Genomic DNA, 9,589 nt, shown 5'->3' on the forward strand with positions numbered 1-9,589 from the left:
GTGAGGAGTTTGATTCTGCCAAAGCATTCCGTGCGGCAAACAATTAGGCTTGACATGTGAGTGAGTATCTTCACCCCGATGTCCCAAAGTCGAGTGAGTAATGCTTGTATAAACAAAGAGTCCGGGGTGAAGAACACCCCGGACAGCGTTCGTTTCGTGTGTTTTACCTTTTGGGCAACAGCCCGGGGCGGCTCCGGCAAAGCGCCATCTTCGCGCCTCTGAGCCTCTGTGGTGAAATTCTTTTTCTTTCCCGTGGCCGTATTCGCCTTTTCTCTACAAAAGCCTGAACGATCCGAAAAACCTCTCTTTTTCCGCCGTCAGGCTAAGCAACGGCGGATGGCCTATCGCCACGGCGTACACCCGGTCCCCGCTGCGGAACACATCCACTGTCACCTTGCCCCCTCTTGCCTTGAACACCCATTCCTTCCCCATCCTTCCCCCGATGGACACGTCCTGCTCCGATTCCACGCTGGCCGCCCAGCCAAGCTTTTTTAGCGCCCCTTCCCGGAAACCCTGGAATGCCCGGGCGTCGTCCCACTGGATGGCGTCTCCCCCCACGATCCGGTAATCGGCCACCATCACCATATACTCGATCCCGGGTATGCCGAACACAGGCGCCGTATGGTAATAGGCGGTCTCCATCTGCACTTTGGCGAACTGGCCTTCCACCGTCTGGCTGTCAAACTCCACCACCGGCTCCCCCACAAACTGGATGGAAAAACTTTTCTCGGCGGCGCTGTATTCCCTCCAGTCGTTCAGGTCCGAACGCGCCCAAAGGCCGCCGGCGGCAAGGGCCACGATCACTATCGCTATCTTGGCGAAAAAAATGGTGTCGGTCTTTTTAGAAGGCTGGCGATAGACAGGAGGCGGACTTAAGGGGACGGTCTTTATGGACGCCGATTTCTGGCCGCTGGTTTTCTCGCGCCATTTGCTGAATATTATCCCGCACCGCTCGCACTCCAGTGTCTTGTCCGGCTGTGTATGGCCGCATTTGGGGCATTCCATGATCAGGTCCTTTATGATTGCTAGTTATAATATTCGCCCTAGGCCGTAACATGTCAATGCTATCCCCGAATCCTTTGGCCTGCCTTGTGTCCGGCCCACGGTTGACCCTTCCGGCGCACCGTGTCTATAATCCACCAATGAGCCAGAACGAAGGCAAGAGCGCCTCCAGGACCGCAAAGGACATCGAGTTCGTCGCCCGCATAACCGCCGGTGACGAAGAGGCGTGGGCGAAATTCGTTGACCAGCACACAGATTGGGCGTTGTTCAAGGCCAAGGAATGGTGCGTGCAGCATTGCCCCCATTGCGCCGGGAGCTATCTTTGCGGCCTGATGAGCCTTTCGCTGCAACGCGAGGGGAAAACGCCGAATTTCTCCCGGGCCGAGTGCGACGACGGGATGGACACATATATCTGGCTATTCGAGCAGCTCAAACGTAAAATCGTAAAATATTCCGGCAAGAACGACTGCCTGCTCTCCACCTTTGTATGGACCATATTGAACTCCCGCGAGCTGTACATAGACTGGCTCCGCTGGAAATACGGCAGGGCCTTCTGATGGGAGTGGCGATATGATCCCGGAGGTATTGAGCGATTCGGCCCGCAAAAGGCTGCCCCAGGCCATACAGAAACTTTCAGAGAAAGAGCAGATGACCTTCATCCTGCTTAGGATGAAGCGCGACGCGGCGTATATTTCGCGTGAGCTTAAGGTCACGCTCGACAAGGCGCGTGAAATGATCCGCGCCGTGCAGGACGAACTTGTGAAAAGCGGCTCGCTGGACCTGATACAAGACCCGGTGTTCTATCCGATAGACCAGCCCGTTGGGGACGACGAAAGGCCCGGCCCGGGTTTCCAGCTTGCCAGCGAGGATATGGACATGGCCGACCAGATCGCCATGTCCCGGTTTTACAAGACCCTTGGCGAGTCATTGGACAAGATGCCAAAAGAGGGGCGAAGGCTCCTTTCCCTGTGGTTTAACAAGGATATGCGGGCAAAAGATATCCTTAATTTTTACAAAGGGTTGTCTTTGCCTTTGACGGACAGTAAGCCTATTTCCACAACGTCTGAGCAGGATGTTTTTTATGCTTTGGAAAAAAATATCCGGAATCTGCTGACGATTGTCCGTACAAATATGTCAGGGGAAGGTCAAAGCCTTACCCTGGCCATGTTAAAAGAGATATTGGACGAAACGGGCGTTTAGATTGGTGACGGATTTATGAGCCACCTGACGATAGCGGAACTTTTGCGGTACGCGGACCCGGAGCTTGACGAATCAAGCCGTGTCCAGGCGCGGGGGCATCTGGAAGGGTGCCACACCTGCCGCCGGAGGTTCGCCTCGCTGATGACCATGCGCTCCGCCCTTTTCAACGTGTCGCCGAAACTCTCATCCGCGGAAGAATTGACCCCTTCATGCGTCCCTGTGGAGCTTATGGGGGATTACATCGGCGCCAGGCTGCCACAAGCCGAACGGGCCGCGTATTCCGCCCATATGGCCGAGTGCGACCTTTGTTTTGACCGGGCGGCGTTCTTCGTCACCTCCAGCGTCAGGATGACGGAGGGAGTTTTGGGAATGGCGGCCACCCCCGCAAGATACCGGGAGGCCGTGGCCCCGGTGAAAAGGAAAATCGCCGCCGGGAAAAGCGTTTCCATATGGGACATGCTGGGCAGATGGGTGGCCTCGCCCGTTCCGGCGTACGCTTTCGCCGCGGCATTGCTTTTGTTCATGGTGTTCGGCCAGGCCGGGGGCGGAGCGGGCAAAATCGTGGCGCTGGACATGGACAAGGCGTTCATCGTGTATGAACAGCCGGAACAGGCCGCCCCGTCATTCGGTTTTTCCGACGCGGGGAGGAAAGTGGGGGAGTCCCCCGCCAACCTTTCGGTGGACGTGGCCGGGCGCGGCGGCAAGGTGCGGTTTGCCTGGAATCCTGTGGACGGCGCGGCGGACTATAATTTCATCCTGATGGAAGTGAGCGCCCGTGGCGTCCATGAGATATACGAGACGAAAACGGCGGAGCCTTCCGTCTCCCTGGACGAAGGAAAGCTTGCGGCCGGCCGGGTGTACCGGTGGAAAATTTCCGGATCGGCCAGGGACAACAAGGTATTCGCCGCGATAGGCCAGTTCGCCTACGCCAAGTAGGTTTTATAAAGGAGGTTTCCGTGGGAGCCTCGTCAAAGTTTGTTATCGCCGTGTTGACGGCGTTGATCGCCTCTGCGCCGTCCTTTGCCCATGCCCAGGCCAATGCACTGCCCGGCGCCACCGCTGAAAAAGGGTATTGGACAAAAAACCACAGGACTCTCAAGGAGAGCGATAAGCGCTCCATCACCGCCCGCAAAGTCTTCGCAAAAGTGCTTTCGGCGGCGGACAGGAAGCCCGGCCCGGCGCCGGAACTTGTGATACTGGACGAACAGGGCTATCCCTGGGCGCGCTCCCTGCCGGACGGTTCCATCCTCCTCACCCGGGGCGCCATAGACATCTGCATGAACTCCAAATCGAAGGAGGAGACGGAGGCCAAGCTTGCCTTCATCATCGGCCACGAGCTTTCCCACCAGGTGAACGGGGACTTCTGGCATTTCTTCTTCTACAGCGGCGCCAATCCCGGCCCCGCCATGGACGAGGAGGACAGGAAGGCGCTGGAAGGGGCGGTGAAGATCGCAAAACAGTCCGATTCGGTGATGGCAAAGGAGCTTAAGGCAGACCAGTACGGCGTCATCTACGCGTCGCAGGCGGGCTATCATGTGCGCCGGATCGTGGACGAGGACGAGAACTTTTTCCGCGAATGGACCGCGGCCACCAACCCCGGCCTGCTGGAAGGGAGGATACTTAGCGTGACGCATCCTGAAATCGAGGAACGGTCCGCGGCGGTGATCGTTGCGCTAAAGCGGGTGGCCGAGAAGCTGGACGTGTTCGACAAGGGGGTGGCGTCGTATAAAAACTCCAGCTATGTGGCGGCCAGAAAGTATTTCGAGGACTTCCTTTCCGTGTACCAGAGCCGGGAGGCGTTCAACAACCTGGGGCTGGTGTATTACCAGATGGCGGAGGACGAATACGCCAAATGGCGGCTGGACGAGGAGCCGAATTTCCAGCTTTCGCTTGTGGTGGACCCGACCAACCGCGCCCGCAAGACCCTTGCGGAGGGGGAGGATGACGACAACGCGCTCGTCTCCGCCGCCTTCGCCGAGGAGAGCCGGGACCAGACCCTGTTCAACCGCCACGCGGACAAGGCGATGCGCTACTTCCGCGAGGCTGTCAACCGCGACCCCGGCTACGCCCCGGCCCACAACAACCTGGCGTGCGTCCATTTTCTCAAGGGGGAATATTCCTCCGCAGTCGGCGAGCTGGACGCGGGGCTGAAACTGAATCCCAACATGCCGGAGGCGTACAACAACCGCGCGGTGTCGTATATGTCGCTTGGCAAGGAATTGCAGGTGGACCTGGCGCGGAAGGCGGAGGCAGACCTTAACAAGGCGCTGGAGCTTCGCAAGGACTACGCAGATGCGTTGTACAACCTTGCGTATCTGTACAAGATCACCGGGCGGGAGAAAGAACGGGCCGAGACGCTAAAAGAGCTTGGCGAACAGACCAGCGGGGATGAAGAGGGGAAGAAGGGGAAGTAGGGTTATGGTTTTATCGGTTCAACACCTTTTATTTTCCTGAAATCCTTTTCGTCATATGTGTAAACGGCGGACACGCCGTTTTCCAGAGCGCTGTGCGCCATTACGGCATCGGCGAATTTTACGTTCTTCTCTGCGTAATCATAAACGGCTTTACGTATGACCGAGTCCTGTTCGACCTTGAGTTCCGGCGTATTGAGAATGGCGTCAACGATATCCCGTATCCGCCGCCTGTCGTATTTATAGACTTTTTCAAGAACCCAGACAATCTCCAACGCCGCCACAAAAGGGAGAATCAGGGTGATCCCATCGCGGCCGGATTCCCGGATAAGCCTCTGGCAGGCATTGCTTTTGGCCTCGTCATCGCGCGTCAGAAGGCGCAATATGACGCTTGTGTCAATTATCGCTTTTTTTGCGCTCATGGGCCGAGTCCTTGACCGCTTTTTCCCTCATTGCCTCAATGCTCATTCCCAAAGATGGCAGGGATCCGGCGTAATCGAATATGGTCTTGCCTTTCCTGATCGTGACTGCCTCCCCCTTGTCTTCCATCACCAGGGTGTCACCCTCCTTTATTTTCAACCTGCGCCTTATAGCGCTTGGCAGGGTTATCTGGCCTTTGGGAAGCACCTTGACCGCTTTCATGGAATATATCCTACCTGATTCTATTTTCCTACCATGGTAGTTTATCATACAACATCAATATCATCCATCTTTCTCCAGCCCTCACATCCTCAAAAACCGCTCGCTTTTCATCCTTCTTCGCACATGGGTTTCCACCATCTCGTGCACCATCCGTTCCACGTCGTCCATCAGCGCTGGGCCGGCGGCAAGGCGGCTTAACTTCTCCATCGGGGTCTCCAGGCTTTTGCCAAGCAGTTTTACGGAACCCAGGCTTACTCGTATCGCGCCGTTATCGCTCTTTACGCAATCGGCGCATACAACGCCTCCTTTGCGCGCGTTGAATCCGGCCGCCGCCTGGGCAGGTTCCTTGCCGCAATTGACGCAATGGGAAAGCCGGGGCATGAATCCGATGAGCGAAAGGTATTTGAACTCGAACAGCCGCAATAGCAAGTCCTGCCGCGCGCCATTGGATTCCGCGCTTAAAGCGCGCCAGAATCCAAGCAGCATCCTTAAACCTTCCCGGTTCACGTCCCGCTCTTTCTGGCAGTAATCGCAAAGCTCGGCGGAGACAAAGGCGTGGCTCATCTTGTCCAGATCGTCCCGGATGGGGAGGAAAGGCTCTATCACGTCGAAAGTGTTAAGCTGGAAAAGCTCCGCCTTCTCCTTGCCATAGAAGATTATGCGGCCGTGCACGAATGGCTCCAGCCTGCCGCCGAACCGGCTCTTGGGCTTTAGCGCCCCCTTGGCCACCGCCTTGATCTTGCCGTAGCGCTCGGTGAATAGGGTGACGATCCTGTCCGCCTCGCCTAGCCTTATGGACTTTATGGTGACGGCGGTGGACTCATGGAGCGGCATGGCGGTCTATCGCCTCACTCCTCGTCCTTGTATCCCAGTTCGCCCAGGCTGCGGATGTCGGTGGTCCATTTTTCCTTCACCTTCACCCGAAGGTCCAGGTACACCTTCGTTCCAAACCGGGCCTCAAGCTCCTGCCGGGCCATCGAGCCGATCTTCTTAAGCATGGCGGCGCCTTTCCCGATCACGATACCTTTTTGCGATTCGCGCTCCACATATATCACCGCCCCGATGAGCGTCACCCCGTTTGGCTCGTCCTCCACCCCCTCCACCACAACGGCCGTTGAATACGGCAGCTCCTGATGGAGCGACACGAACGCCTTCTCCCGGATGATCTCGCCGATGAAGAACCGCTCCGGCTGGTCGGTGATAGTTTCCGCCGGATAAAATTGCGGTCCCACGGGGAGGATTTTGGCGATGGATGTGACCATTTCCTCCACCCCCTCTCCGTTCCGGGCGGATATGGGGAACACTTCGTCGAATTCGCCGATGGTGGTCAACGCGGCGATCTGTTCGAGCAGCACAGGTTTTTTCACCGTGTCTATCTTGTTTATCACAAGGAACCTGGGGCATCGCTTTTCGCCGAACCGGGAGAGGGCGAACCGGTCCGCCTCCAGATCCGGCCGTTCCGCGTCGGTGATGAACAGTATCATGTCGCTGTCCCCCCCCGCTTTCACGGAGACGCCGATCATGAACTTGTTGAGCCGCGATTTTTCGCGCATGATCCCCGGCGTGTCCACAAACACCACCTGCAAGCCGGGCCGGGACATTATGCCCACCACGCGGTTTCTCGTGGTCTGGGGGCGTGGCGAGGTGATGGCCACCTTGGAGCCGACGAGGCGGTTTAGAAGCGTGGACTTGCCCACGTTCGGCCTGCCGGCGATGGTGACGAAACCGGATTTAATGCCTTCTGGAAGGGTCATATGATACTCCGCGCGCGCATGGGGCGCGCAATGGTTTTCAGGAAGCCTTCAGCCTTTCAACTTCCCCTTTTACAAACTCGCACCGCAGCCGCTGCGCGAACACCAGCAGGAAAAGGAGAAAGAAGGTGACAAGGCACGCCTTGAACGCCGTGAGCATGTCCGGATGCATCCCCGAATCGCCGCCGGACTTCTCCAGCACCGGGTGGATGCCCCTGTTCCACAGTTTCACGCTGTAATGCACAAGCGGCACGTCCGCATAGCCCACGATCCCCATCACGGCTGCGTACTTTGCCCGCATGGTCTCGTCCTCCACCCGGCCTCGCAATATAAGGTAGCCCGCGAAGATGAGCCACAGGACAAAGGAGGTGGTCAGCCTCGGGTCCCATGTCCAGTACGCTCCCCATATAGGCTTGCCCCACAGCATGCCTGTGGCGATCATCAGCACGGAAAGCATCACCCCCGTCTCCGCCCCGGCCAGCGCCAGCCTGTCGTACATGAAGTTTTTCGTCCACAGGTAGCCGATGGAGCCTGCGAACGTGAAGAAAAAACCGATGTAGCACATGATGGATATCGGCACGTGGAAATAGAAAATCTTCTGCGGCCATCCCATCACCGCCTCCATGGGGGCGAACGAGAACACCAGGTATATGGACACCATCATCATCGCGGCGGAGGCCGCGGTGAGCGCGGTGGCGATGGCGGGAAGGCTCCGCTTCACAAAGTTCATTTTTTCAGCCCCGCCACGTCCTTTTCAAGCTTTGAAAGCCTTTTGCCTATCAGGAACACGTAGCCGAAGAACACAAGCCACACCAGCGCGTATGCGTATATGACGTAGTCCACTTTCAACACTCCATCAATCCGGTAACGGAACGGCCCTTAAGGCTCACTCCTCTATAATATGCTCGAACAAAAGCCACGGCGCCACCAAGTATATCACGTCGAACACGGCCAGTATCTGGAACCACACCCAAAGCTGTTCCACGCTCTCGCCCCGGATAAGCCCGCCTGAGGCCTTCACAGCCGCGATCACCACCGGCGTCACCACCGGCAGGAGCAGAAGCGGTCCCATCATCTCCCGCGCCCGAAGGTTCACCGCCATCGCCGCCACCAGCAATCCCACCGAATTGAATCCCACCGCCCCCAGGAACAGCGTAAGCGACTGGAGGAAGAACCGCTCCATCACGTTTATGTTGTACATCACCGTGAATATGGGGATGATCACCGCCATCGTAAGCAGCGTCAGGATCAGGTTGGAGGCCATCTTGCCGAAATATACCCCGCTGCGGGAAATGGGCGCCAGCATCAGGGCGGAAAGGCACCCGTCCTCCTTTTCGTGGAGGAATGAGCGGTTCATGGTGATCGATCCGGAAAAAAGGAACGCCACCCAAAGCACCCCCGCCGCCGCGTCCTCCACCTTTATGGAGGTCATGTCGAACGCGAAGTTGAAGATGAGCAGCGTGAGCACGGCGAACATGAATGTTGTGGTGAAAATCTCCTTGCCGCGAAGCTCCATCGCCAGGTCCTTGCGGACGATGGCGACGGAGCCGGACAGGAATCTTTTTATATCCCCGCTCATATCAGTAATGCGCGCTCCCCACTATGCCGTTGTATGTGTCGTGGAACGAGGCTCGGTCTATTTGCGCCGCCGCCCTGTCGAACCGTATCTTCCCCGCCGCCTGCACCGCCACGCGGGTCCCAAGCGAAAGCCCTACTTCCAGGTTGTGGGTTATCATCACTATCGTCCGTTTCTCCCCGCGCAACCGTGAAAGCAGGTTCATCAGCATCCCGGCGGCGTGCTGGTCGAGCCCCGTGAAAGGTTCGTCGAGCAAAATGATGTCCGGATCGTTGACAAGGGCTCGGGCGATGGAAAGCCTCTGGCGCATCCCCCGGGAAAAGGTACCCGCCGTGTCGTCCGCGCGGCTTTTCAGCCCCACTTCGTCCAGCAACTCCGCCCCCTTGCGCTCCGGGTCCGCCACGCCGTAAAGCCGGGCGAAAAAGACCAGGTTTTCCATGGCGGTCAGGTCCGCGTAAACAAGGCTCTGATGGGAGATGTAGCCGATCCTGCGGCGCAGCTCGTCATGATGGCCGTGGGTGACGTCCTCGCCTGCGATCATAAGCTCGCCCCCGGAAGGCTTCACAAGCCCGGCGATCATCCGCAACAAGGTTGTCTTCCCCGCCCCGTTGGGGCCGAATATGGTGAGCGATTCTCCCGCCGCCACCCCCAGGTCCACATGGTCAAGGGCAGTCACCCTGCCGAACCTTTTGACGATGGAACGGAGCTCAATCAGCGGAGAGTTGATATTCTGCGATGTCATGCCCGGTATTGTCATAGAGACGGCTGGCCCAAGTCAACGTCATTCGGGGGCGGGGGTAGGGATGATCCGGTCCCGGGCAGGGTGGCGTGTACAACGCAGGGAATGGCGGCAAATGCGGCAAATGGTGTTAGCAACAAATAGAAATGTCCGGTTTAGTAGCACATGAATTGTCCGCTTTGTCCATCCGGTGATTTCCGATTAATCCCGGCGGGGCCGCAAGCGGCGGACAGTTACGCCGCGGCCTTCCTTTTCTTTTTGATTTCAA

Annotated in this window: 13 protein-coding genes; 4 read left to right on the top strand and 9 right to left on the bottom strand. The window is 57.7% G+C overall.

What is annotated here, in order from left to right; genetic code table 11:
* Positions 1-273 precede the first annotated feature (273 nt).
* Positions 274-1,005 carry a hypothetical protein gene (locus tag HZB29_10895; protein ID MBI5816100.1) on the bottom strand — a complete coding sequence of 244 codons (732 nt, stop codon included), beginning with the start codon at positions 1,003-1,005 and terminating at the stop codon, positions 274-276.
* Between the two features lie 50 nt (positions 1,006-1,055).
* On the opposite strand from HZB29_10895, the gene HZB29_10900 reads away from it, so the two are divergent.
* The 4 genes from HZB29_10900 to HZB29_10915 are packed head-to-tail and all read left to right on the top strand — an operon-like array spanning position 1,056 to position 4,616.
* Entirely contained in the window at positions 1,056-1,559 is a 504-nt protein-coding gene (locus HZB29_10900; GenBank protein MBI5816101.1) for a hypothetical protein, read from the top strand.
* 13 nt (positions 1,560-1,572) lie between these two features.
* Entirely contained in the window at positions 1,573-2,202 is a 630-nt protein-coding gene (locus tag HZB29_10905) for a hypothetical protein (protein MBI5816102.1), read from the top strand.
* 15 nt (positions 2,203-2,217) lie between these two features.
* Positions 2,218-3,138 carry a hypothetical protein gene (locus tag HZB29_10910; GenBank protein MBI5816103.1) on the top strand — a complete coding sequence of 307 codons (921 nt, stop codon included), beginning with the start codon at positions 2,218-2,220 and terminating at the stop codon, positions 3,136-3,138.
* Positions 3,139-3,158: 20 nt separating this feature from the next.
* Positions 3,159-4,616, top strand: a complete 1,458-nt coding sequence (locus tag HZB29_10915; protein MBI5816104.1) for a M48 family metalloprotease — start codon at positions 3,159-3,161, stop codon at positions 4,614-4,616.
* A gap of 2 nt (positions 4,617-4,618) precedes the next feature.
* Here the strand turns inward: HZB29_10915 and HZB29_10920 are convergent, their stop codons facing one another.
* The 8 genes from HZB29_10920 to ccmA form a co-directional block, all read right to left on the bottom strand.
* Positions 4,619-5,035, bottom strand: coding sequence for a PIN domain-containing protein (locus HZB29_10920; GenBank protein MBI5816105.1), 417 nt, complete (start codon positions 5,033-5,035; stop codon positions 4,619-4,621).
* A complete protein-coding gene (locus tag HZB29_10925) occupies positions 5,010-5,255 on the bottom strand; it encodes an AbrB/MazE/SpoVT family DNA-binding domain-containing protein (GenBank protein ID MBI5816106.1) in 246 nt (81 codons plus the stop codon). Before HZB29_10925 ends, HZB29_10920 begins: the two co-directional genes overlap by 26 nt.
* Positions 5,256-5,336: 81 nt before the next feature.
* The gene (gene recO / locus HZB29_10930) at positions 5,337-6,089 is read right to left on the bottom strand and encodes a DNA repair protein RecO (GenBank protein ID MBI5816107.1); all 753 of its coding nucleotides are present in this window, start codon (positions 6,087-6,089) and stop codon (positions 5,337-5,339) included.
* Positions 6,090-6,103: 14 nt separating this feature from the next.
* A complete protein-coding gene (gene era / locus HZB29_10935) occupies positions 6,104-7,009 on the bottom strand; it encodes a GTPase Era (protein ID MBI5816108.1) in 906 nt (301 codons plus the stop codon).
* 37 nt (positions 7,010-7,046) lie between these two features.
* Positions 7,047-7,736 (bottom strand): cytochrome c biogenesis protein CcsA, encoded by a 690-nt coding sequence (gene ccsA / locus HZB29_10940; protein MBI5816109.1) that lies wholly within the window; start codon positions 7,734-7,736, stop codon positions 7,047-7,049.
* Positions 7,733-7,849, bottom strand: a complete 117-nt coding sequence (locus HZB29_10945) for a CcmD family protein (GenBank protein MBI5816110.1) — start codon at positions 7,847-7,849, stop codon at positions 7,733-7,735. The genes ccsA and HZB29_10945 overlap by 4 nt, the downstream gene beginning before the upstream one ends.
* A gap of 43 nt (positions 7,850-7,892) precedes the next feature.
* On the bottom strand, positions 7,893-8,585 hold the full coding sequence (locus HZB29_10950; GenBank protein ID MBI5816111.1) for a heme exporter protein CcmB: 693 nt from the start codon (positions 8,583-8,585) through the stop codon (positions 7,893-7,895).
* Position 8,586: 1 nt separating this feature from the next.
* The gene (gene ccmA, locus HZB29_10955) at positions 8,587-9,324 is read right to left on the bottom strand and encodes a heme ABC exporter ATP-binding protein CcmA (protein MBI5816112.1); all 738 of its coding nucleotides are present in this window, start codon (positions 9,322-9,324) and stop codon (positions 8,587-8,589) included.
* Positions 9,325-9,589 lie beyond the last annotated feature (265 nt).

It is taken from the genome of Nitrospinota bacterium (assembly GCA_016235255.1).
Lineage (GTDB): Bacteria > Nitrospinota_A > UBA7883 > UBA7883 > JACRLM01 > JACRLM01.

What these genes read in the sequence shown, in the direction of transcription:
- HZB29_10895 (MBI5816100.1), bottom strand. Translation starts at nt 1,005, where the DNA reads ATGGAATGCCCCAAATGCGGCCATACACAGCCGGACAAGACACTGGAG.
- HZB29_10900 (MBI5816101.1), top strand. Translation starts at nt 1,056, where the DNA reads ATGTCAATGCTATCCCCGAATCCTTTGGCCTGCCTTGTGTCCGGCCCA.
- HZB29_10905 (MBI5816102.1), top strand. Translation starts at nt 1,573, where the DNA reads ATGATCCCGGAGGTATTGAGCGATTCGGCCCGCAAAAGGCTGCCCCAG.
- HZB29_10910 (MBI5816103.1), top strand. Translation starts at nt 2,218, where the DNA reads ATGAGCCACCTGACGATAGCGGAACTTTTGCGGTACGCGGACCCGGAG.
- HZB29_10920 (MBI5816105.1), bottom strand. Translation starts at nt 5,035, where the DNA reads ATGAGCGCAAAAAAAGCGATAATTGACACAAGCGTCATATTGCGCCTT.
- HZB29_10925 (MBI5816106.1), bottom strand. Translation starts at nt 5,255, where the DNA reads ATGAAAGCGGTCAAGGTGCTTCCCAAAGGCCAGATAACCCTGCCAAGC.
- recO (MBI5816107.1), bottom strand. Translation starts at nt 6,089, where the DNA reads ATGCCGCTCCATGAGTCCACCGCCGTCACCATAAAGTCCATAAGGCTA.
- era (MBI5816108.1), bottom strand. Translation starts at nt 7,009, where the DNA reads ATGACCCTTCCAGAAGGCATTAAATCCGGTTTCGTCACCATCGCCGGC.
- ccsA (MBI5816109.1), bottom strand. Translation starts at nt 7,736, where the DNA reads ATGAACTTTGTGAAGCGGAGCCTTCCCGCCATCGCCACCGCGCTCACC.
- HZB29_10950 (MBI5816111.1), bottom strand. Translation starts at nt 8,585, where the DNA reads ATGAGCGGGGATATAAAAAGATTCCTGTCCGGCTCCGTCGCCATCGTC.
- ccmA (MBI5816112.1), bottom strand. Translation starts at nt 9,324, where the DNA reads ATGACATCGCAGAATATCAACTCTCCGCTGATTGAGCTCCGTTCCATC.